The organism is Granulicella sp. S156, from assembly GCF_009766105.1.
In the GTDB taxonomy this organism is placed as follows: Bacteria; Acidobacteriota; Terriglobia; order Terriglobales; family Acidobacteriaceae; genus Granulicella.
On the sequence record NZ_LMUH01000026.1, the window covers coordinates 526038 to 549493 of the forward strand.

General features: G+C 57.8%; 17 protein-coding genes and 1 riboswitch. Of the genes, 6 read left to right on the plus strand and 11 right to left on the minus strand.

The genetic code is table 11. The features are described 5' to 3' along the window. Positions 1 to 186 precede the first annotated feature (186 nt). On the plus strand, positions 187 to 3315 hold the full coding sequence (locus GSQ91_RS23590; protein ID WP_158824194.1) for a serine/threonine-protein kinase: 3129 nt from the start codon (positions 187 to 189) through the stop codon (positions 3313 to 3315). 345 nt (positions 3316 to 3660) lie between these two features. Continuing rightward, positions 3661 to 4245 (plus strand): sigma-70 family RNA polymerase sigma factor, encoded by a 585-nt coding sequence (locus GSQ91_RS23595; protein ID WP_216845400.1) that lies wholly within the window; start codon positions 3661 to 3663, stop codon positions 4243 to 4245. A gap of 70 nt (positions 4246 to 4315) precedes the next feature. Here the strand turns inward: GSQ91_RS23595 and GSQ91_RS23600 are convergent, their stop codons facing one another. The 5 genes from GSQ91_RS23600 to GSQ91_RS23620 form a co-directional block, all read right to left on the minus strand. Beyond that, positions 4316 to 5695: a TolC family protein gene (locus GSQ91_RS23600; RefSeq protein WP_158824196.1), complete on the minus strand. Its 1380-nt coding sequence runs from the start codon at positions 5693 to 5695 to the stop codon at positions 4316 to 4318. Beyond that, positions 5688 to 8897: an efflux RND transporter permease subunit gene (locus GSQ91_RS23605; protein WP_158824197.1), complete on the minus strand. Its 3210-nt coding sequence runs from the start codon at positions 8895 to 8897 to the stop codon at positions 5688 to 5690. Before GSQ91_RS23605 ends, GSQ91_RS23600 begins: the two co-directional genes overlap by 8 nt. Further along, on the minus strand, positions 8897 to 10126 hold the full coding sequence (locus GSQ91_RS23610) for an efflux RND transporter periplasmic adaptor subunit (protein ID WP_158824198.1): 1230 nt from the start codon (positions 10124 to 10126) through the stop codon (positions 8897 to 8899). Before GSQ91_RS23610 ends, GSQ91_RS23605 begins: the two co-directional genes overlap by 1 nt. A gap of 101 nt (positions 10127 to 10227) precedes the next feature. Then, positions 10228 to 10623: a hypothetical protein gene (locus GSQ91_RS23615; protein ID WP_158824199.1), complete on the minus strand. Its 396-nt coding sequence runs from the start codon at positions 10621 to 10623 to the stop codon at positions 10228 to 10230. Positions 10624 to 10980: 357 nt separating this feature from the next. Continuing rightward, positions 10981 to 11715 (minus strand): ZIP family metal transporter, encoded by a 735-nt coding sequence (locus tag GSQ91_RS23620; RefSeq protein WP_158824200.1) that lies wholly within the window; start codon positions 11713 to 11715, stop codon positions 10981 to 10983. Between the two features lie 221 nt (positions 11716 to 11936). On the opposite strand from GSQ91_RS23620, the gene queG reads away from it, so the two are divergent. Continuing rightward, on the plus strand, positions 11937 to 13037 hold the full coding sequence (gene queG, locus GSQ91_RS23625; RefSeq protein WP_158824201.1) for a tRNA epoxyqueuosine(34) reductase QueG: 1101 nt from the start codon (positions 11937 to 11939) through the stop codon (positions 13035 to 13037). Between the two features lie 318 nt (positions 13038 to 13355). Then, positions 13356 to 14306, plus strand: coding sequence for a YihY/virulence factor BrkB family protein (locus GSQ91_RS23630; protein ID WP_254064853.1), 951 nt, complete (start codon positions 13356 to 13358; stop codon positions 14304 to 14306). On the opposite strand, the gene GSQ91_RS23635 is transcribed toward GSQ91_RS23630, so the two are convergent. From GSQ91_RS23635 to GSQ91_RS23645, 3 genes are all read right to left on the minus strand, one after another. After that, on the minus strand, positions 14307 to 15665 hold the full coding sequence (locus GSQ91_RS23635; RefSeq protein ID WP_254064854.1) for a YncE family protein: 1359 nt from the start codon (positions 15663 to 15665) through the stop codon (positions 14307 to 14309). A gap of 174 nt (positions 15666 to 15839) precedes the next feature. Then, complete coding sequence (gene ccsA, locus GSQ91_RS23640) at positions 15840 to 16565, minus strand: cytochrome c biogenesis protein CcsA (RefSeq protein ID WP_158824203.1); 726 nt, start codon at positions 16563 to 16565, stop codon at positions 15840 to 15842. 26 nt (positions 16566 to 16591) lie between these two features. Continuing rightward, a complete protein-coding gene (locus GSQ91_RS23645) occupies positions 16592 to 17272 on the minus strand; it encodes a heme exporter protein CcmB (protein ID WP_158824204.1) in 681 nt (226 codons plus the stop codon). A 282-nt stretch (positions 17273 to 17554) separates the two neighbouring features. Next, a riboswitch (SAM riboswitch) is annotated at positions 17555 to 17669 on the plus strand. A gap of 119 nt (positions 17670 to 17788) precedes the next feature. Here GSQ91_RS23645 and thrC point away from each other — a divergent pair. Both thrC and GSQ91_RS23655 read left to right on the plus strand, forming a co-directional pair. Then, complete coding sequence (gene thrC / locus GSQ91_RS23650) at positions 17789 to 19081, plus strand: threonine synthase (protein ID WP_158824586.1); 1293 nt, start codon at positions 17789 to 17791, stop codon at positions 19079 to 19081. After that, on the plus strand, positions 19078 to 19371 hold the full coding sequence (locus tag GSQ91_RS23655) for a MoaD/ThiS family protein (RefSeq protein WP_158824205.1): 294 nt from the start codon (positions 19078 to 19080) through the stop codon (positions 19369 to 19371). The genes thrC and GSQ91_RS23655 overlap by 4 nt, the downstream gene beginning before the upstream one ends. Before the next feature lie 74 nt (positions 19372 to 19445). Here the strand turns inward: GSQ91_RS23655 and GSQ91_RS23660 are convergent, their stop codons facing one another. The 3 genes from GSQ91_RS23660 to lon form a co-directional block, all read right to left on the minus strand. Then, entirely contained in the window at positions 19446 to 20645 is a 1200-nt protein-coding gene (locus GSQ91_RS23660; protein WP_158824206.1) for a pyridoxal phosphate-dependent aminotransferase, read from the minus strand. 66 nt (positions 20646 to 20711) lie between these two features. Next, positions 20712 to 20864 (minus strand): DUF3309 family protein, encoded by a 153-nt coding sequence (locus GSQ91_RS23665; RefSeq protein ID WP_158824207.1) that lies wholly within the window; start codon positions 20862 to 20864, stop codon positions 20712 to 20714. 125 nt (positions 20865 to 20989) lie between these two features. Further along, complete coding sequence (gene lon, locus GSQ91_RS23670) at positions 20990 to 23419, minus strand: endopeptidase La (protein WP_158824208.1); 2430 nt, start codon at positions 23417 to 23419, stop codon at positions 20990 to 20992. Positions 23420 to 23456: the final 37 nt, after the last annotated feature.

The following is a 23456-nucleotide window of genomic DNA, read 5'->3' on the forward strand; positions in this document are numbered from 1 at the left end:
GGGGAAAGCATCGATCGGTTGTGGTCATCTGCTCCTTAACGCGGCGTTGCGTGGGAAAACCCGCCATGGATTTAAAGACTTTTTTTTGTGCAAGGCCTAAGATGGTGCGCATCGACAAATTGACATAACGGGCCAGGTGCGTTTTCGGTTGGTGCGGTTTTTGCAGTCGGGTCTTCTTTGAAGACTATGCAGCCACAACAGACAGAATCGGCGAAGATCGAGTGGCGTTCCATCAAGGAGCTGTTTCAGGCGGCTCTGGAGCTGGAGCCTGCACAGCGGGCCGGCTTTCTGGCGCGCGAGAGCTCTTCACTGGAACTGCGCGCTGAAGTGGAGCGATTGTTGCTCGCGCATGAGGATGCCGGAGCGTTTCTCGACGACAACGCTCTTTCCGCCGCGAAAGCCTTTCCGTTGCCGGAGTCCCAGCGCTTTGCCTCCGGACAGGTGTTTCTCGATCGCTTCCGAATCGTCCGCTTTCTGGCCAGGGGCGGCATGGGCGAAGTGTACGAGGCGGAGGACCTCGAACTGAACACCCGAGTTGCCCTCAAGACCATTCGCCCGGAGATAGCCGGTCAACCCGAGGTGCTGTCCCGCTTCAAGCGAGAGGTGCATCTGGCCCAGTTGGTGACCCACCCCAACGCTTGCCGCATCTTCGACCTCTTTCGCCATCACGGCCCGGAGGGAGACGTTGTCTTTGTGAGCATGGAGTTGCTCAGCGGCAGGACTCTGGCAGATCATCTGCGCGAATCTGGCCGCATGAGTTCGGCGGAGGCGTTACCCATCCTGCGTCAGATCACCTCCGCCCTCGGTGCCGCTCACGCCGTAGGAATTCTGCATCGCGACCTGAAGCCGGCCAATATCGTGCTGGAGCCCGCGAGGGAGGGCAGCATCCGGGCGGTTGTCACCGACTTCGGCCTTGCCTGGAGTCTGGACTCCAATACGCAGGCTCCTCTCACGCACAGCAGTCAACCGGTCTTTGGGACTCTGGAATACATGTCTCCCGAGCAGATTGAGGGCAAAGATCTAACCCCTGCCTCCGACCTCTACGCCCTCGGTCTGGTCATCTATCAGTCGGTTACCGGGGCAAAGGCCTTTGGCAGCGATACTCCCATCTTCTCTGCGCTACGCCGTCTCACCGAACCTCCTCCGCTGCCAAGCCGAACGGTGGCTGGCCTCGATCCTCTCTGGGACACATTGGTGTCCGGCTGTCTTGCGCGAGATCCTGCACAGCGATTCCAATCCGCACAACAGGTGGCTGCGGCGCTCGATGGAAACACCTCAGCATTGCCGCTCCTTCCCAGGTCTGCCGCAGAGCAGGGGGCTGCTCTCAAGCCGTCATGGGCAGTCCGCTACTGGAAACCTGCTGCTGGTGTCCTCGCCGGCTGTGTAGCTCTGGCGGCTCTCGGCCTGCTGTATCGGCATTGGCATCACCGGCCAACGCCAGCCAGCCAGATCACGATCGTGCTCGCTGATTTCATCAACACAACCGGCGAGCCAATCTTCGACAACGCTCTGAACCCGGCACTGCTGGCCAAGTTACAGCAGTCTCCGTTCCTCAACCTCATGCCGGATGCCAAAGTCCGTCTCGCGCTGCGCTACATGGGCCTTCCCATGCAGGAACGGCTCACCCAGGCTGTGGCTCGGCAGGTATGTCTGCGCGAGGCCGGTCAGATCGTGTTGCAGGGAACGATCGCCTCTGAGACCAAAGGGTATGACCTGGGTCTGAAGGCTTTCGACTGCCGTTCTGGAAAGGAGATCGCCAGCCGGGCGTTTCCCGCCCAGGTGCGGGGCTCTGCGCTCACCGCGCTCGATCAGGCGGCGGATGCCATACGAAGAGATCTTGGCGAATCCCTCCAATCGCTGCATCAATTCGATGTGCCACTGGAAGACGCCTCGACCCCCTCGCTGGAGGCCCTCACCGCCTATTCGCAGGGGCTGCGATTGAGCGACGAGCAGGGAGAGGTTACCGCAGAGCCCTACTTTCGTCATGCGGTCGAAGTCGATCCGGGGTTTGCCATTGCCCAGGCACGGCTCGCCGCCATCGACTGGGACCTGGGAGAGACGGGGATGGCGGCACTGGCCGCAACCAAAGCCTATGAGAATCGCGACCACACTTCGGAGTGGGAGCGGTTCTTTATTCTCTCGTGCTACTACGCCTATGTCACCGGTGAAATCGATAAGGAGATGAAGGACTATGAGGGGTGGGGCAAGCTCTATCCGGACGACACGATGTGGCCCCTTGGGCTGACCATCGACTACGCCTACTATGGCCAGTTCGATAAATCGGCGGAGATGGCGCGAAGGCAGATTCGCAACGCTCCGGAGACAGCCGTGGCCTATGGAAACCTTGCGCTGATCTATCTGGCGCAGGAGCGCCCCGACGAGGCCCGGGCAATACTCGACGAGGCGGTGAAGGCTCATCTCCACGAGATCAACATCGATTTCGATCAGTATTGGCTGGCTTTTTACGAGAATGACGAAGCGGGCATGAACAAGGTGCTATCCACGGCGACGGCCTACCCCGGTCTTCAGGAGACGATGCTGAACTACGAATCCGAAGCCGAGGCCTATCACGGACGTCTGCATTCTTCTCGAGAGCTTATGCAGCACGCTTCAAACACCGCCATACACAATGGAGAAGCAGAGTCCGCAGACGTTTGGCACGCGGAAGAATCGCTCTGGGAGGCTGAATTCGGGCAAGCCAAAGCGGCTCGCACGGATGCGACACAGCTATTCACGGCGACTGCCCAGAGCCAAAGTAAAGCTGCCCAGAGCAAAAATAAAACTGCCGAGAGCCAAAGCAAAAACATCCAGACGATCGGAGCCCTGGCTCTCGCCACCGCCGGAGACACGCAACATGCTCAGGCTCTGGCTGCGACCCTCGAGCGCGCGCACCCGCTCGACACCCTGCTGAACCAGTACTGGATCCCCGTGATTCGCGCGCGCATTGCGATACAGCAGAACAAACCGGCGCTCGCAGTAACGCTCCTGGACAGCGCTACTCCCTATGACACCGGCCTCTTCGACACTTTGCCGTGTATGTACTCCGTCTATATGCGTGGACAGGCCTATCTGGCGATGCATCAGGGGGTGGAGGCTGCTGCTGAGTTTCGCAAGGTGCTGGCTCATCGCGGTCTGGTGCTTACCTGTCCTACCGCCCCACTCTCGCAACTGGGACTGGCCCGGTCGCTGGCGCTGCTGCACGATACGGAAGGGAGCCGTCAGGCGTACCGCGAACTTCTCACGCTGTGGAAAGACGCCGATCCTGAACTGGATCTACCGCGCCGAGCCGCCGCCGAATACCATGCCCTGCCTTGAGAACACCTCTACATTTCGCAAGCAGGAGCGCCGAGCAGTTAAGTTAAAGAAGTTCAAAATGACGCAGCTCAGTAACGACTCAGAGAGCGCAAAGATTAAATAGAGCGTAGGGGCTCAATCGGCTACGGGTACAAGCCCCAAAGGGGCGGTATATCCCAGCCTGGGGCGCAAGCCCCAGGTAAGAGGCCAACTATGGATCAAGCGCTGAAAGCGCGCTATATCTCGTCTGCACTGGCGAGATATACCGGCCTTTCGGCTGCACAATCTTTGTTGGATCACGATAACCGTGAAACCGCTCTAAAATGATCTTCGCCTGCCAAGTACATGCAGACCTGGGATTGTGCCGTGACGGAGCTATCTTCCACAGATGTAACCGCCCTTTTGACACAGCTATCCAAAGGGGACAAGAGTGTCATCGAGCGGCTTATGCCTCTTGTCTACGACGAGCTCCATCGCCGCGCCGCGGGATATATGCGCAAGGAACGCGCCAACCACACACTACAGCCCACCGCCCTGGTGCATGAGGCCTATCTCAAGCTGGTACAGCAGCGTGAGTCCAACTGGAAGAACCGCGCCCACTTCTTAGCGGTGGCGGCACAACTGATGCGGCGCATCCTGATCGATCACGCCCGCGCCAGGCTCAGTTCGAAGCGAGGAGGCGAGTTGGAGATCGTCTCGCTCGATGAGGCCTCTCAATTCCGTACCGACACGCCGGCTGGCCTGCTCTCGGTCGACGATGCGTTGACGAAGCTGGAGAAGCTGGATCCCCGGCAGGGCCATATCGTCGAGATGCGTTTCTATGGCGGATTGACAGTCGATGAGACGGCTGAGGTGCTCAGCGTCTCTTCCCGCACCGTGGAGCGGGAATGGACGCTTGCCCGGGCATGGCTCTATGCACAACTCAAAGATCAGATATCGGGTGCGCCATAAGCAGTCTGCTCATACGATCTCCTCGGGAAATGTCTGGGTTCTATTGTGTATGGAGAGCACAGGGCATACATCATGGTTGCGAGCCACTTTGGAATCGCAGGGTTGAGAGATCGGCTTCATACTCGAACCGTGCATTGGCATCGGCAATCTGGGCTTGTGTCTGCTGCAGTTGCGCTTGACTTAGTTCGACAATGGAGCTGAGCCCCAACTGATAACGCGTCTGGGCCAGGTCGAGCGCCATGTTAGCTTGTTTGACTAACTCAGCCGTAACAGTCATCCGCTGCTGGGCTGTATTGGCTGTCAGCCATGCAGTCCTTACATCGCGGACGATCCGATCGACCAACTGTCGGCTCTGTTCATCGGAAGCCTTGGCTCGCAGGTTCGCTTCCGCTGCCTCCGCATGGAACTTGAAGCCATTGAAGACCGGAATACTGATATTTACTCCGGCCGCTCCGTACCAGTTCGGAGAAAAGTAGGTGCTCGATCCAACCGGCACACTTCCAACTATTCCCTGCGCAGAGACTGTCGGAAGCAACTGCTCGTGTTGTGCTCGGCTGTAGCGCACATCGGCCTCGTGGCTTAGTTGCAATGCTTTGAGATCAGGCCGCTGCTGCATTGCGAGCGCAATGACCGCTTCCGCCGATGGAGCTACTGCTGGTGGAGACGTCTGATCGTCGACGAGATGGTAATGATGGTCGGCCGTGCTTCCGAGGATGTCGTTCAGGCTGGCCATGGCAGCATCCGCTTGATTCTGAGAATCGAGAACCAGCAGCTTCGCTTGCGACAAATTCACCTGGGCGAAGCTCTGGTCCAGTGTCGATTTGAGTTTGCTCGCGGTAAGTGCATTCACCTGATCGCCGATGTTCTGACGTTCGTTGACAGTGCTGTTCGCTACCTGCAAGGTCGCCTGGGCCTCGAGCGCGTTGTAGAACGCGAGGTCCGCTGCCAGAACGATATCTTCTCGTGTGGCCTCCGCACTCTGTTCCGCGGCCTTGGCCTGTAGTGACGAAGACGCTACCAGATTGGTGGTACGTCCGAAGTCTGTAATCAGTTGAGTCAGCTGTACACCCGCTCCCACATGGTTCAAGAGACGGGACGCATTCAGCGTGCCGGAAGAGATCCGGCTACCCTCTTCCGCGCCGACGGCTGTGCCGTTGCCGTACAAGCTGGGGAGTTCTCCAGAGCGGGTCTCGCGGACCACTTGCTTCTGCGCGAGTGCAATCAGTGCTGCAACACTGATTCGCGGGTTGTTCTTCAGGGCCAGTTGCTCGGCTTGCTGTCGCGTAAGCAGTTCATCGCCTTCTTTGCTCTGCGTTGTCTGTGAGTTGTTCTGTGCAGACAAATAAGCAAGCGAAGGCGGTGTAGAGGGAAAGACAACGTTCTGTGCGGTGCAGTACAAGGATCCGCAAAGCAACAGATAGACGGTAATAGCTGTATTCCTTTTACGCATGAACCACCTCGCGGGAAGGCACGGTGCCGGTCTCTTCATCGGCTTCTTTGTGGTGAATCAGAAGGTAGGCAGTAGGCACCAGGAAGACGGTTACCATACCGGAAACAGTGAGACCGCCAAGGATGGCTCGTGCCAGCGGCGCATACTGTTCACTGCCCGGTTCGAGTGCCAGCGCCATCGGAATCAATCCGAGGATGGTGGCCAGGGTCGTCATCAGGATCGGTCGCAAACGCACCTTGCAGGCCTCAGCCAGCGCGTCTTTGATGGCGTAACCTTGTGCCCGCAATGATCCGACGAACTCCACAATGAGAATGCTGTCGGAGACAGCGATGCCGGTCATCATAATGACTCCCATCAGCGACATGACATTGAGTGTCGTGCCTGTGACGAGCAGAAAGAGTATGACTCCCGAAAGTCCCGGCGGAATGGCAAGCAGGATGATGAAGGGATCGGAGAACGAAGCGAACTGTGCCATCAGAATCAGGTACACGAGGATCACCGCGAGGATGAGGCCGATGCCGAAACTCTTGAAGGAGTCGTGCATGTCGGTAATGGCACCTCCGACATTCACCGTCAGATTCTTCGGATGCTGCATCCCTGCAATTACCCGATTCACATCGCTGCTCACATGGCCAAGATCCTCTTTCCTGGGCATCACGTAGACATCGAAGCTGCGCCGCAGTTGGTAGTGGTCCACTTCTGTAGGCGTGTTGATCTGCTTGATCGCCGCTAGCGATTCCAGCGGTGTCGTGTTTGCCGCTCCGGGAGCACGCAGCGGAATTTGCTTGAAGTCGGTCAGTGTTTTGATCTGGTTATCCGGGTACTGGACGGTCAGCATATAGTTGTTGCCCGTCTTCGGATCGACCCAGAAACTGGGCGCGATCATCGAGTCCGAGGTGAGTGCGGTAATGACATTGTTGATGGCGGCCTGCGGGGAGATGCCCAGCAGCGCAGCATGTTCCCGATCGATGTCCAGCTCCAATCCTGGATAGTTGAGGTCTTGAGGAATGAGCACATCGCTTACTGAAGGCAGATCCTTGAGCTTCGTCGCGAGCGTCTGTGCGAATGCGAAGTCCTGATGCAGATCGTTGCCACCAATCCGAATATCCAGCGGCGCGGGCTGTCCTTGATTGACGACAGAGTCTACAAGTCCACCCGTCTGGAAGTACGTATTCACCTCCGGGAAGTCCGTGGCGAATCTCTCGCGCAATCGTTGCATGTACACAAAGCTGCTGGTCTTGTGCTCTTCCTTCAGGCTCACCTGGATGAAGGCTGTGTGCATTCCGGAGTTGCTGGTATAAATCGCCGAGAGATCGGGTGTGATGCCGATATTGGACACCACCATATTCATGTCCTCGGCAGAAACCACATCGCGGATGTCCTGCTCCATCTTGGCGATGTATTCATCGGTCACTTCAATGCGTGTTCCCGGTGGAACTTTGACATTCACAACAAACTGGCCGGGGTCGGTGCGCGGAAAGAACGCAACTCCCAGCAGGGGGAAGAGCGCGAAGCTAAGCACAACGAACGCGGCAAAGCTGCATACGACCAGGACAGGGCGCCCCAGGCAGACGGCGATAGCTTTTTCATAGGCATGCTGCAGGCGCTCAAAGAGCCGGTTGAACCCGACAGTGACACGGCGGAAGAGCCCGTGACGTTTGGCCTTCAACTCCGCAGAGGGCAATCCCTCTTCCACGGTTTCGAGGTTATGCGTAGCGTGGCCATGCCCAGGCTCCAAATGAATAAACCTGGCGCAGAACAGCGGCACCACGGTCATGGCTACGATGTAGGAGGCGAAGAGTGCCAGCACAACAGCAAGGGCAAGTGCGGTGAACAGATACTTGCTCACCCCGGACAGCATAATGACAGGGAAGAACACGATACTCGTGCTGCACGTAGCTGCCAGTACCGCTAGCTGGACCTCCTTGCCGCCCTTCTCGGCCGCCTCTACAGGAGACTCACCCATCTCCATATGGCGGAAGATGTTCTCCAGCACCACCACCGAGTTATCAATGAGGCGCGAGAGAGCCAGAGCGATGCCTCCCAGCACCATCGTGTTGATCGTGCTTGCGCCGAGATTCAATGCGATGAAGGCTGTGAGACACGAGATAGGGATCGAAAGCAGAACCGAGATCGTTGCGCGCACATTGCCCAGGAAGAGCAGGATCATCAAAGCCGTCAGGCACAATCCAATCGTGCCTTCATTGATGACGTTCTTTACAGCGATCTTCACGAAGACCGATTGATCGAAGACGACGTTCGTCTTCAGAGCTGCAGGAACATCAAGCAGGTTGTGCACAGCATCCCGCACGCCGTTCACGATGCTGATGGTATTCGAGCCTCCGCCCTGCTTCAGCACGGGGATATAGACCGAATGTTGGCCGTCGACGCGGACGATATTGGTCTGCAGTTGACCCGCATCCTCCGCCTTGCCGATATCTCCCACGAAGACCGAAGCGCCGCTCGCCGTCTTGATCGGCATCGCGTTGATCTGATCGACGACGGGAATCTGGCTGTTCGCATAGATGTTGTAGTCCTTCGGTCCGATACGCACATCACCGGCTGGAAGAATCAGGTTCGACTGATTCACGGAGCTCACAACATCCATCACAGACAGTTGGTGCGCCTCCAGCTTTACGGGATCGACATAGACCTGGATCTGCCGATACTTGCCTCCATAGGGCTGTGGTACAGAAGCTCCCGGAACGTTGGCGACCTGGTTGCGAACCTCGAACTGCGCGAGGTCTTTCAGTTGTGTCTGGTTGAATCCCTGCCCCTTGAGCGTGATGAGGCATACAGGCAGGTTGGAGGCATCGAACTTCAACACCACAGGCGGCAAAGTACCGGGAGGCAGGCGGCGCAGGTTCGCCATCGCGAGGTTCGAGATGTTGCTGACCGCCGCGTTGGCATCTGTGCCGGGCTGAAAGTAGATCTTGATCAGGCTCACACCGGGCAGGGAACGCGACTCAATGTGATTGATTCCACTTCCCAGCGTGAAGAAACGCTCATAGCTGTTGGTAATGTCCGCTTCAATCTGCTGCGGCGGCATGCCGGAGTAGAAGGTCGCAACTACGACTACGGGGATATTGATCTCGGGAAACAGGTCGACCGGCATGCGGGCCACGGTGGCTGTGCCCACCACGATCACCATCAGGCAGAACATCAGGATGAAGAACGGATACTTGATCGCGAAGGAGGACATTACTCACTCACCTCCTGCGCGTCGGTTGGAATGAACGCCGCGTGTGGTGTTACGGCCTCACCGGACTGGTAGTTTGTTTGCCCGGAGGCGATAACTCGCTCACCATCGCGCAGGCCACTCGTAACCTCCATCCGATTCGCTGTCTGGATTCCTATCGTGACATTCCGCTTCTCTACCTGATTGCTTGCGTTCACCACCAGTACATAGTCTTGATCGCCGCTCTGCACAATGGCCTGGGCGGGGAGGGTAAGAGTATCGTCCTTCTGCTGTAGCTGGATCATCGTCTCCGCGTACATACCGGGGCTGAGCGTGAGATCGGGGTTCGGGACGTCGACCTCGGTCAGCATGGTGCGCGTGTTGGTGTCGAGTGCTCGGGTGAAGCGCACGATCTTTCCGACAAACGTGCGGCCCGTCGCATTTACCTTCACCTGCACCTCTCCTCCCTCATGGATGTAGGGAACATCGGCCTCAGGGACTGGCATACGCAGCCGCAGCAGATCGCTCTGTGCCACTCGGACCACCGGCATCGACTGGGTATTGGAAGCGGTGCCGGCCTGTATCAGCGATCCGGTGTCGGCATACCGCATCGTCACCACACCGTTGAACGGCGAGATGATCTGTTCGTAGTCTGCAAGCGTCTGAACGCGATGACTATCCGCACGCGAAACGCCTAGCTGCTGCTGCATAGCGTCGAGAGAAGCCTTCGCAACGCCGATCTGTGCTTCGGATTCCTGGTCCTTGGCCAGAGCGTCATCCAGCTCCTGTTCTGCGATTAGTCCAGGGCGCTCTTTGGAGGCCTGCAATAGCCGAGTGTAGGCAGCGTGGAGCGCGGCATGAGTCGACTCAGCGCTGACTACCTCGCTTTGAGCCCGCCCAATTTCAGATTGCGAGTGCCGTACTTCGGCTTGCGCTCCCTGCAGCTGGTCTTGCAACTCAGGTATTTCGAGCGCTGCAAGAGTCTCGCCCAGCCGTACCCGGTCGCCGATATCGACTTTGATCCAGCGGATATAACCGGATACTTTGGCGTGAAGATCAACCTCTTGATAGGGCTGGAACTGGCCGGCAACCGTAAGAGAGCTGGCTAGAGTTCCGCGTGTTACGGCGACGACGGCTGCCGCTCTGGGTGTGGCGGAGGGAGCCTTGCCCTTATGGGCCAGCACAAACAGCGCAACGGCTGCGAGAAAAAGACACAGGACTACTGCGATCCAGAGGATTCGCTTGCGACGCATGGAACCACCTATTCGGAGACACGTTAAAGCAACGTTATTTCCGGAAGAGGCGCAGCACCGCACAGGTGCGGCCGCGCATCTTCCAACCAGTTATTTGGTTTTCAGGCGGTGAAAGGTGGTGCTCGTGGGGCTATGCGGGAGAAGTGTCGAGAGTCGGATGCATTGAAGGACGGTTGTGTTCTAAGACGTTCTCCAGATCGCTCCAGCGCCTCCAGATGGGCGTTGGCCGGAAGCTCTGCCACTGTGCTGTGCAGCAACTTGCTTGTAAACGCAGCAAGCGGCAGCCCCTCAAGGGTGAGCCTTTCGAGCGGGGCACTGGCAAGCGGACGCTCTCTCTGCGAGAGGAGCTTGGCTGCCGGTATGGCATGTTGGGCCGCCGCAGAGTAGTACAGCGACACCTTGTACTGCAGGCCCCACACAAAAACAGCAAAGGCCAGAGCCACCGCGAGCATAAGCGCGGGAGACTTGCGTCGAGCTGTGCTGTGAAGGGATGGCAAGCGAGTGTCCTAACTCAGGTATAGCGTGTTTGGAGCTGTTTCACAATTGCAGCGGACGAGAATCGCCCTCTTCTTCTTGGACGGGTGAAAGCGGAACAAGTATGTCTGCAGCGCGATAACAAGTCCTGGCGACGACTCGGAAGTTCCCCGATAGCCCCCTGCTGGCGTTCCGAACTGCTAATTCGTGTCTATATTTTGTTGGAATTTAGGCAAAGCTGTGGGCATGACACTGCTCCAAGCCCTGAAGGGGCGGCATATCGATGCTAATCAGGCTAGATCGCCATTTTAGGGCTCTCCACATCACCGCATCTGTTTTGCCGCTCTTTCGAGATATCTATAGAGCGAATGAGAGACACGCTAGTGAAGATGTCCGATCAACAGGTTCGCGGCATAGATCGCCGCTGAACCGAGGAACACCGCGAGCAGGATGGCCGCGCGCTGGCCTTCGCGACGCCGGGCTTCGGGCAGAAAGTCGCTGGTTGCCAGCTGGATGAAGAAGCCCGCGGCAATCGCCAGCAGGACCACCGCACTCTTGCTCGAGAAGGTCCACCAGACCGTAGCCAGGCCGCCGAGCAGCGGAGCGATGGCATCGGCGACTAAGAAAGCATAGTCTGCGGGCCGTGCGCGTTCGCCGCTGGTGGTCAGCAATACCGTGTTCATTCCATCGCCCAGGTCGTGCGCTGCGATGCCGACGGCAACAGCGTACCCAGCCTCATGCGAAGCGGCATAGGCGAGCCCAATGGCCATGCCATCGCGGAAGCTGTGAAAGATCAGCATCGTGCCGCCGATCCTTCCAATCGTAAGTCGTGAGAAGGCCGAGGACTCCCAGCGCGCCTCCAGGGCATCGAGCCCGTTGCCCAGAGCGAGGCAAAGCAGGAATGAGATCAACGCGACGCCCAGGACATTGGAGATGCTGAGCCCACTCGTTTCGCCCAGGGTGATCGCCTCCGGAAGCAGATCGAGGAAAGCTGCGCCCAGCAACAGGCCGGCCCCCAGTGCGATCAGCAGGGCCAGCCACCGCCTGAAGCGAATGGCTAGCAAGCCTCCCGCGAGAGTGGACAACACCGGAATGGCAAGTAAGAGAATGGGCACAGGCGGACTTTAGTGGAACTTTAAGACTACTACGTGAGAGAGTCTTCTCAATAACGACAGCCTCCCTGCGACAGGACAAACGAAAAGGCCGCCACGACAGCCTCTGCGACCTTTGCGAAACCTCCGCGTCCTCCGCGCTAAGGCTTTTGCTGTTGCATGTTCTTCGTGTGTGCCGGTTCAAAGTTAGAGGCGTTTGCCCTGCTCCCTGCGAAAATAAGGAGATGCTGACGCGCGCAGACCGGGATTGGATCGAAGCGCGCGCTTTGGCTGCGGGCTTTGACCTCGCAGGTATCGCCACTGTGCCTGCCGAGACCAGCGTTGAGGCAGGCCAGAACGATCTCCGCTTCACGGAATGGATTGCGGCCGGTCATGCTGGCGAGATGGAGTATCTGAAGCGCGCCAACGAGGCTGGCGAGTTGTTGCGTGGGGATCTGCGTCGCGCCATGCCGTGGGCCAAATCGGTGATTGTCTGTGCGCTGAACTACAACGCTAACGGACCACGCTCGATCGAACCCGCCCCGGCAACCGCAGGGTGGATCGCGCGCTATGCCTGGAGCGGTCGCGAGACAAAAGGCAGTGATTATCACGATGTGCTCTTGCCCAGACTTCGCGCGGTGGAGTCTGAGCTAAAGCAGCGCTTCAATGATGCTTGCGAGACGCGTTGTTATGTCGATACCGGTCCGGTACTGGAGCGGGGCTATGCCAAGCGCGCCGGCGTCGGATGGATCGGCAAGAACACCTGTGTGATCAATCAGCAGCAGGGGTCGTGGTTATTGCTTGGGGTGATTGTTACGTCTCTGGAGCTTGCAGCGGACGCATGGGCATTGCCCGCTGCCGATCGGTGCGGCTCGTGTACACGCTGTATCGATGCCTGCCCCACAGATGCCCTGATCGCGCCAGGGCAAATGGACGCCTCGCGCTGCATCGCCTATCTCACCATCGAGAAGAAGGGAAGCATCGCTGAGGACCTGCGGCCACTGATGGGGCGACAGGTCTTTGGGTGCGACATCTGTCAGGATGTCTGTCCCTGGAACCGTCGCGCGCCGATTGCGACTTCGGACGCCTTGCCTGCACGGAGTGAGTTGGTGAACCCAGCGCTCGAATGGCTAGCTGGCATGGATGGTGCGACGTTCAACCGCTGGTTTCGCGGATCGCCACTCGAACGCACAAGGCGCAAGCGTGTCTTGCGCAACGTCGCCATCGCGATGGGGAACAGCGGCGAGCGCAGCTTTCTGCCCCAACTCGAGAGTTGGGCCTCGAGCGATGACGCTGCGCTTGCAGAGGCCGCAGCATGGGCAATTCGCCAGCTATCGCCGGAATAGAGCTGGGAAAGAATCGGGCTTTAGCCGAGTCTTTGCTTTGAAGGGGCGGGGCTTCAGCCCCGCCGTAAGGGCATCACCATAAAAGCGGCTTCAGCCGCAGAGGGAATGATGCCTGTCCTATTAGAAATCTATCCCCTGTAGTCAGTAGTACATTTCTAGAAATCGACAGAAGCTTCTCTAGAAATCGCTAGGTGCTTCGCAACGCTGGATTTCATGACCCGTGCTGCGCATGTAACTTTATGTCTTTTGCACCCGATAGCCCGGGATTTTTACCTTAATGAGAGCAGTTAGCACGGCGACCCAAAGTAGACTATGAACATGCCCGGCGAGAACCGATTTCTTACAAGCGCAACCGTGCCTGCTGCTGGTGATGAGAGCCTCTCGACGAATCTCGCTGCGGCGCCTTCGCGCCCTGTACACGCAAGCGGGACCTGGGAGCAGGTAAAGGCGCTTGGTCTCTATATGACTAAGACCGAGGTTCATACCTATGCATTCAGTGTTGCAGCGCAGGCAATTCTTTCTTTGTTTCCGTTCATCGTGCTCATGCTCACGCTGTCGCAAAAGGTCTTTCACTCCACAAAGATGGCCGACGTTGTCGGAGAGATGATGACGAACTTCCTGCCGAGCAACCAGGATTTCGTGATGCGGAACATGCGCGTGCTGGCATTCGCTCATACCAAGACCAAGGTTGTCTCGCTGGTGATGCTCTTCATCACGACAACAGGAGTGTTTCTCCCTCTGGAAGTTGCGCTGAACAGCGTCTGGGGAGTTCGTAAGAATCGCTCGTATGTTCTGAATCAGATGGTGTCGATTGGCCTGGCCATAGGGGTGGGCGTACTGGCGATGTCGTCGGTCGTGCTAAGTGCGGGGCAGCGTACGGTGTTGGGTTGGATCTTCTTTGGGCACACCGATGGAATCGTCTTCAACTTCATCGGCCATATCTTCATGAAGCTCTGTGCGTTACTGGCCAGTATAGGGTTGTTCTTCCTGATCTATTGGACGTTACCGAACCGTAAGATTCCTGCGCGAGCCGTTCTGCCGACGGCGATTGTCGTCGGCCTCCTGTGGGAGGGGGCGAAGTATCTCTACATTCTCGCGCTCCCACACCTCGACTTTCGTTCGGTCTATGGGCCGTTTGAGGTGTCGGTCAGCCTTATTATGTGGGCTTTTATTTCGGGGCTGTTATTGCTGGCTGGGGCCTATGTTTCGGCTACACGTCAGGCGCTGCGTGAAGCGCGTGCCGACGAAGCTGCTCAGCGAAAGACATAGCTACTTCGCTGTAAAAGCCTTCACGACGATGTCGTTCGGATGCTTGCCAGCAGGCAGCATTGTGAAAAGCTCGGGGCCGTTCTTGCCGCTGGTGCGGATGACGGCGACGTCGCCTGAGCCGGAATTGGCAACCAACAGCAGATGTTCGGTATCGGAATTTTTGTCGATGGAAAATGCGATGGCATCGGGGCGTGAACCGGTGCGTACGCCGGTGACGATTCGTCCGTCGTCGATGCTGTATAGATTGGTGGAGTCTGCACCGAAGTTTGTGACCCACAGGCTTGTATTGTCACGGCTGACGATGGCGCGCGAAGGCTTTGCGCCGATCACGTAAGTGCCTTCAACCTCATTGGTCCAGGCAGAGATCTCCGAGATGCTGTCGGAGTCGAAGTTGGTCGAGAATACTTCGCCGCCATCCGGTTTCAATGCGAGATGTGTCGGGGTCTTGCCGACGTCCAGCAGGGCAAGCAAGTGGTCGTGCTGAAGGGAGGCGTCCTGCTGGCCACCCCAGGAGTCTGGAGCGGCAGCGAGCCATATATCCATCACCTGGTGACCGCCAGAGCAGGCGATGAAGGCCTTGGCCCCTGAGCGCACGTCGGACAGCGAATTGGCTGCAATGGCGACATCGGTCGCACCGGGGCAGCCGGAAAAGGCCTCGCGAAGCTGCAACGGCTGATTTTTGGAGTCGGAGATGGAATAGATCGAAATGCTGCCCGCAATGCGGTTGCTGACTACCAGCGTGCGGTTGTCTGGCGAGACACGGGCGACGCCGGGTCCCTCACCGGTTGCGGCGACGGCAATCTCGCGGCGCTTGTCCAGGTCAAGCACACTCACGGTGTTCGAAGCAGAATTTGCAACATAGGCGCGTTTGCCGTCAGGGGCAACCTCAATGAAGTACGGCGTGTGGTGAACGCCCATCGTTGCGACGACGCGATTGTGCTCGGCGTCGATCACGCTGACCGAGTCGCTGCCTGTATTGACCGCATAAACCTCGTTGCGGACCGGGTTGATGGCGAGTCCAGTGGGCTGGTGGCCCACCTGGAGTACGCGGTCCTGGCGCAGATAGACGAGATCCAGCACGGCGACCGTGTCGGAGTCCCCATCCGCAACGTAGGCGAACTCGCGGTATCCGGCTGGATGGTCAAAGGCGTTGCGACGGCAACTCGTCAGCCCCACCATCAGCAGGGGAAGTGCGACCGTGGCGAGCTTGATGCAGGATCTGGAGAAGATAGGCACTGTTCTGGAAGTGTATGGGTGCAATAGAGCGGCTGCAACCGCGCCGAAGGCTTCCGCAACCTTAGTTGAAAAGCAGTGTCTAGACAAATAGCCCGGCGGCCATCCATCTACAGCCGGGGTCACGCATGACTCCTCGGAACAACGGGGTTGGGCGCAAGCCCGGCTCCGTTGCTTTTTTATGCCTTTGGCGTTTTTCGCCACTGTACAGCGATCCAAAGAACATATCCGAACTGTAGGCCCCACACGACCGCGTAGGCGATGTGCACGTAAGCGATAGGGTGGACCCTGCTGAAGCTTTCAATATCCACGGGCATCTCCCTCGGAGAGAAATTCTTGTGCTTTGGTGGCGGCTAGGCCCTGTCGGCGGCGTTCGAGCGCATAGCGGAAGCAGAGCACGAACACGGTCCACATTCCCCAGCCGGCGATATTCCAGAAGATGGCTGGGAGCATGCTCTTATCGACCTGACCGCCGGTCAGCACGGGACCGGGATGCTGGGTGCGCCACCAGCGAATGGACATAAAAGTAATGGGCACGTCTACCGCTGCGAAGATCGATAGCACAGCGGCTAACGTGTATGTCTGCCCTGAGGACGACATGCGCCGCAATAGCACATAGCTCACGTAGAGCAGCCAGAGGAGCAGGTAGGTTGTTAGGCGATAATCCCACGTCCACCAGATTCCCCAGATGGGCCGCGCCCACAGCATTCCGGTAATAAGACCAATGCTGGTGAGTACTAGTGTTACCTCCGCGGATGCGATGGCGAGCGCGTCGGCAGCCATTGCACGCGCCGGGTTACTACTCCGCCAGAAAAGGTAGCCGATAGAGGCCAGGAGATTAATATAAGGCGGGACCAGCGCCAGCGAGGCATTGGGGACGTGGTAGAAGAAGATGCGAAAGATGTCGCCCATCGTCGCTTCCGGGGGCGCTACAAAGATGGCTTGATAATACCCGACAGCCAACACCACAAAGGTAGCCACGAGCCACAGCCATATTAAAGGTTTTGGGATACTGCGTGTCTGCACAATGTCTCCAGTCTATAGTGCGAGCCTCAATCTTCGCGCAGGACGAGGTCGAATAGCAGCATGCAAAGTGTAGTGAAGATTACGTCATAGCCGACGAGCGCTCGCAACCAGAGGCCGGGCTCAGAGTCGCCCGTTAGCACGGCGGTAGTGGCTTGGGTCATCGCCAGCAGGGCCGGAGCGGAGATAGGCAAAAGCACAAGAGGCAATAGAAGTTCGCGATTGCGCGTGCGCAGGCTGAGCGCTGCGAAGAAGGTTCCATTACACACCAACGCCCATGTGCCCAGAGGCAGGATTAGCAGCAGAAGCCAGCTTTGGCCGAGCGGGTGCAGGTTGTAAAAGATCGCAAAGACCGGGGCGAGTACAACTTCGACGGCACTGACAAAGAAAAAGTTCGCCAATGCCTTGCCCAGGAATAGCGTAGAAGCCGATGAAGGAGCGAGGCGATGGGCATCGAGCACATGATTGCGCAGTTCGCGTGACCACGATTGGTTGAGAGCAGTCATTGCAGCAAAGAGCAGACCCACCCAGAGCAATCCTCCGCTAATCTGGCGGGCGACGGTCGGGTACGACGTCGGATCGAAGGCCAGCGAGAACACGACGACCACCAGCAGCGAAAAGAACAGCATGCCGTTGATGGAATCCTTCGCGCGCCACTCGATGCGAAGGTCTTTCCGCAGGTGCGCAACGACGTGCCGTGCATAGCTCATGAAATCCATCGTACTGTGAAGGGGCGGTCCGGTAGTTTTATACGATCTTCCGAATGGACGATATACGCACACTAATTGCGTTTATCGCCTTATGCCCAAAGGCACACTCGCATCGCCAGTATTTGCACGGTTTTGCGCGTCTGCTGGGATACCAGTTTTGCCACACTTTGCCACAGTTGCTGATGTTCTTCCTCTTCGAACTGCTGGCTGTGGAAGCACTCTCTTGCACTGCCGCACCGTGCATGATACAAACGATGTATTCCATCCGCTTAGGCGGGTCGAATTTCATGCAGAGTGGTTGAGGGACGAGCCCTGTGACGCCACGACAACCGGACAGAACACAGTACCGGTGTCAACTCTCTCCTGACTGTCGTTTTGGCATCGGGGTACATGAGATTCGGTGGGAGCAGACCCGTTCCTGAGCCTGTATTCCACGCTTCTCCGTACCTGCCAATCCCCCAGACAATTGAGAGTGGTGTTCACAAGACCAGAACCCTTCGGCCATCGGAGCTGATGATGGTGTCTTCTTGTACGAAGTATGAGCTGCGCTGCAACGAGTGCGGCAAGAGTTTTGGCAACCGGCCTCTTTCCGCCTGTGACGAGTGCCTCGCTCCCCTTGAAGTCCAGTACGACCTGGAGTCCGTACGCGGACGCTTTACGCGCGAGTCGATCGCTGCAGGGCCTGCGAACATCTGGCGCTATAAAGAGTTGCTGCCTATCCCTGAAGGCTTCCAGCCCGACCTGCCGGTAGGCTTCACGCCGTTGGTGCGCGCGAAGGGATTGGGCAAGCGTATCGGTGCGGACAATCTCTATGTGAAGAATGACGCTGTTTGCTTTCCGACATTGAGCTTCAAAGATCGTGTGGTTTCGGTCGCGCTAGCGAATGCACAGGCCTTCGGATTCAAGACGGTGGGCTGCTCGTCGACCGGAAACCTGGCGAACTCGGTAGCGGCGCAGGCTGCACGTTTGGGGCTGCGGGCCTGCATTCTGGTTCCGTCCGATCTCGAAGCAGCAAAGATTCTGAATACTCAGGTATATGGCGCGCGGCTGGTGCGGATCGATGGTAACTACGATCACGTGAACCGCCTTTGCACGCTGATTGCGGATGAGTACAACTGGGGCTTCGTGAATGTGAACTTGCGGCCCTACTACGCCGAGGGTTCGAAGACGGTAGGCTATGAGATTGCCGAACAGCTTGGCTGGCGCTTGCCGGACAACGTTGTGGTGCCGATGGCCGGTGGCTCGCTGATCCGCAAGATCCGCAAGGCCTTCAAGGAGTTGATTGCGCTCGGCCTGGTTGAGCATAAGGACGTGCGCTTCTTCGGGGCACAGGCCACTGGCTGCTCGCCAATCTCGCACGCGGTAAAGCAGGGCTGGGATTACATCGAACCACAACGCCCAAACACCATTGCGCGTTCGCTGGCTATCGGCAACCCTGCCGACGGTCCGGCGGCGGCGAAGATGATTCGGGAGACCGGTGGTTGGGCTGAAGATGTCTCGGACGTTGAGATCGTGTCCGGCATTCAGGAGCTTGCGGAGACGGAAGGCATCTTTACTGAGACTGCTGGTGGCGTAACAACAGCAGTTACAGCGCGTTTATATGCGCATGGACGCATCTCTCGCGACCAAACCACGGTCGTGTGCATCACAGGGAACGGACTTAAGACAACAGATGCGCTGGAAGGCCGCTTCGAAGTCGAGCGTGCGGTAAAGCCGAAGCTTGCGGCGTTCGATGAGTACATTCGCGAGGTAGACGGCTCGCTAGTAGGCGTAACCGAAGAGTTGGTATTGGCAGGAGGAGTTCAGTGAGCGTAAAGGTAGTGTTGCCGACGGCATTGGCGCGGCATACGGAAGGCCAGAAGGCATTCGATTCGGATGCGAAGGATCTTCCGGGGCTGATTGCGGAGTTCGATACAAAGTTCCCCGCGTTGGCTCAGAATGTGAAGGACGAAAACGGCAAGCTGCGCCGGTTTATCAATGTCTACATCAACGATGAAGACATTCGTTTTCTCGGCGGAGATACGCACCAGTTTGAGGATGGCGATGAAGTAATGCTGATTCCTTCGATTGCGGGTGGGTCCTACTCGGACGGCGAGTAGCGCTTCGCGCGAAAGAACAAGGGCGGCGAGAATCTCTCGCCGCCCTTGTTCTTTTAGTCGAGAAGATGCTCGCCTCAAAGTCCATAAGCGTCGAGGCGGTGGCAGGCTTCCTCGAGTTCGGCAGACTTCTTCGCAAAGCAAAAGCGCAACAAATTTTCGCCACGATTGGTTCCATCGGCATTGTTGCCAAAGAATGCCGAACCTGCAACAGCCGCGATTCCCGTGTCTGCAAGAAGCTTGCGGGCTTTCTGCTTGGCATCTACGCCGGGGATGCGTGTAGCGTCGGCGAGAATGTAGTACGCACCTGTAGGGATAGAAGGTGTGAGGCCTGCATGTGTCAGTGCAGCGCAGAGTTCATCACGTTTGGTCTGGTATTCGACAGCCAGCGCCTCGTAGAACGCAGTTGGCAACGCCAGCAGGCCGGCTGCTGCGCCGTGTTGCAGGGGCGAAGGTGCGCACACATAGGTGAGGTCGTGAAAGTATCCGATGGCTGGCAGCCAGCGCGCGTCGGCTGCGAGATATCCGAGCCGCCATCCGGTGACCGAGAAGGTTTTGGAGAACCCCGAGATCGTGATGGTGCGCTCAGCCATGCCGGGCAGCGCGGCGATACTGCGATGACGCGCGCCATCATAGATGAAGTACTCGTACATCTCGTCGGTGAAGACGAAGAGGTCGTGCTTGATCGCAAAGTTCGCAAGCAGTTCAAGCTCCGGCTGCGAGAAGACTTTGCCGGAGGGGTTCGACGGCGAGTTGAGAATAATGGCGCGTGTACGCGGTGTGATGGCTGCGTCCAGGCGGTCGAGGTCGAGTATCCAGTCAGGAGCATCGAGAGGGACAATGACTGGGACAACGCGTTGCGAGCGCAACGTGCTCACGTGGTATCCGTAAAAAGGCTCCAGCACCAGGCACTCATCGCCCGGATTGAGCAGCGCCAGCAGGGCAGCTTGCAAAGCGCCTGTCGCTCCGCTTGTGACGAGGACCTCGCGATCCGGGTCGACGGTGATGCCGTTGAACGTTGCGAACTTCTGTGCGATGGCCGCACGCAGGGGAGCTATACCGTCGAGACGCGTGTAGATATTGTGTCCCGAGCGAATGGCTGCGATGGCGGCTTCAACGACGGGATGCGGCGGGTCCGTGTCGCAGACCCCTTGAGCCAGATTGATGCCATCGACTGCGGCGCAGGCAACGGTCATGGCACGAATCTCAGACTGTGTGGTGTTGGGCGCGAGGTCGCTGAGGTAGAGATTAGTAGCGGTCATTGAGGCGGTGGGCATGATGAAAGAGCGCTTAGAACAGCGCTCCTTCATCTTAGCGAAAATCCAGGATGCAGCACGGACACGTTATACCCAGCCCAGCAGCCAGAGGATCACAACGATCAAAAGGATTGTGCCCAGAGTGCCACTCCCGCGATATCCCCAGTTGCGAGAGTACGGATAAACAGGGAAGGAACCGAGCAGCAAGAGAACAAGAAGAACGACGATGATGAGTTCCATAGCCAGCCTCCGATACAGCAATCAAAGTGTAGATGCGACGATTGGGGTCCCTGTTATCTACTGGCAGCACAATAAAGCCGAGCCACGATGGCTCGGCTTTATTGTGCTGTGCAACTCTTTTTTGCTTATTGATGCGTGCTGATGTTGGGCGAAGCCTCGCGTGAGGGCGGGATCAGAGGCACAGCCTCTGCTAATGCTTCAGGCAACTCCTCAGCAAGTTTTGGCAGCTTGGAGGTCAGCGCGATCTCCAATACCTCGTCCATCTGTTCAACCCAGTGAAGCTTCATCGAGCTCTTGATAAGCTCGGGAAAATCCGCCAGATCCTTGCGGTTATCGGCAGGAAGAATTGCTTCAAAGATACCTGCGCGGTGAGCGGCGAGAAGCTTCTCCTTGAGGCCGCCGATAGGAAGCACCTTGCCGCGCAGAGTGATCTCGCCGGTCATAGCTATATCGCGACGTACTGCGATCTTGGTGAGGGCGCTGGCGAGCGCTGTGGCCAGTGTGATGCCCGCCGATGGACCGTCCTTTGGAATGGCGCCTTCGGGAACGTGGACGTGGATATCGATGCTGCGGTAGAAGTCGCGTGGTAGGCCCAAATGATGCGAACGCGAACGGATATAGGTGAGCGCTGCTTGTGCGGATTCCTGCATCACATCGCCCAGCTGGCCAGTCGCAGTCATCTTGCCCTTACCGTCGAGCACTTGTACTTCAGTTTGCAGAATGCTGCCGCCCATCTCCGTCCAGGCGAGGCCGGTGACAAGCCCAACTTCGGACTTTTCCTGTACCTGTGAGTCACGGAACTTCGCTACGCCAAGAAGATCGCCGAGCGTCTCTGGCGTGACTGCTTCAGTATGGGCGGAGTTTTCCACGACTTTGCGCGCGATTTTGCGGCAGAGATTGCCGATCTCGCGCTCGAGATTGCGAACGCCCGCTTCGCGCGTGTAGTTGCGGATAATCTCTCGCAGGGTATCGTCGGTGAAGCTGATCTGCTCACCTGTGAGGCCGGTAGCTTCGAGCTGTTTCTTTACCAGGTACTGCTTGGCAATCTCGAGTTTTTCCACCTCGGTGTAGCCTGTGAGTCGCAGGATCTCCATGCGGTCCTGCAGTGGGCCTGGAATGGTATGAAGCACATTCGCGGTCGCCACAAAAAGAACCTGCGACAGGTCGTATTCGACATCCAGGTAGTGATCCTGGAAGGTGTTGTTCTGTTCGGGGTCGAGCACTTCGAGCAGGGCACTGGCTGGGTCGCCGCGGAAGTCCGACGCCATCTTATCGATCTCATCGAGCATGATGACCGGGTTCTTGGTACCGGCCTTCTTCATCGACTGAATGATCTGCCCAGGCAACGCGCCAATATAAGTGCGGCGATGGCCGCGAATCTCGGCTTCGTCACGCACGCCGCCGAGCGACATGCGCACAAACTTGCGGCCGGTGGCCTTTGCGATGGACATGCCGAGCGAGGTTTTACCAACGCCCGGAGGTCCGACGAAGCAGAGGATCGAGCCCTTCGGATTCTTCACAAGCTGGCGTACAGCAAGAAATTCCAAAATACGGTCCTTGATCTTTTCAAGGCCGTAGTGATCCTCATTGAGAATCTGCTCCGCATTCGCGATGGAGCGAATTTCCTTACTCCGCTTCTTCCACGGCACAGCGAGCAGCCAGTCGAGATAGTTGCGCGAGACGGTTGACTCGGCGGACATCGGAGGCATAGCTTCGAGCTTCTTTAGCTCTTGCAAAGCCTTTTCCTTGACCTCGGCGGTCATGCCGGCTTCTTCGATCTTCTTCTTCAACTCGTCGAACTCGGACTTCTCGCCGCGGCCGAGTTCTTTCTGGATTGCCTTGATCTTCTCGTTGAGGTAGTACTCTTTCTGGGCGCGTTCCATCTGCCGTTTCACTCGCGACGAGATGGTGCGGTCCATGTTGAGTTTCTCGATAGCAATATCGAGCGTGTCGGCAATGCGCGAAAGGCGTACCTCGGGGTCGAAGACTTCGAGGATCTGCTGTTTCTCTTCGATGGAGAGCTGGAGATTCGCCGCGATTACGTCCGCCAGCTTGGCGGGTTCGTCTGTGCGAAGGGCGGCGGCGGTCTCCTGGTTGAGCGATTGCTGCAGTTTGTTGTATTGCTCGAAAAGCTGATGCACGCGTCCGACGAGCTGTTCGGTCTGCGGCGTGGGCGACAATTCGGCGCGCGAAGTGCGCACGGTGGCCACGAAGAAACCATCATCGTCGTTTACTGCGCTGGCGCGAGCGCGTTCCACGCCTTCGACCAGAACCTTGATATTGCCATCCGGCATGCGCACGGACTGCACGATGTTGCCGATGACGCCGACCATGTAGATATCGTCGGCTGTCGGTTCGTCTACAGCGGCGTCGTGCTGGGTAGCGAGGAAGATGCGGCGGTCCCCGTTGAGAGCTTCTTCAAGCGCGCGAACGCTGGATTCGCGGCCGACGACGAAGGGAGCCATCATGTGGGGGAAGATGACCATCTCGCGGATGGGCATCATCGGGAGTTTGCGTTGAGCGCCGTTGAGAAGATTGCGTTCGTCGTTAGTCATAAGCCTCCCGATTAGACGTGTATGGTGCGCGAACGAT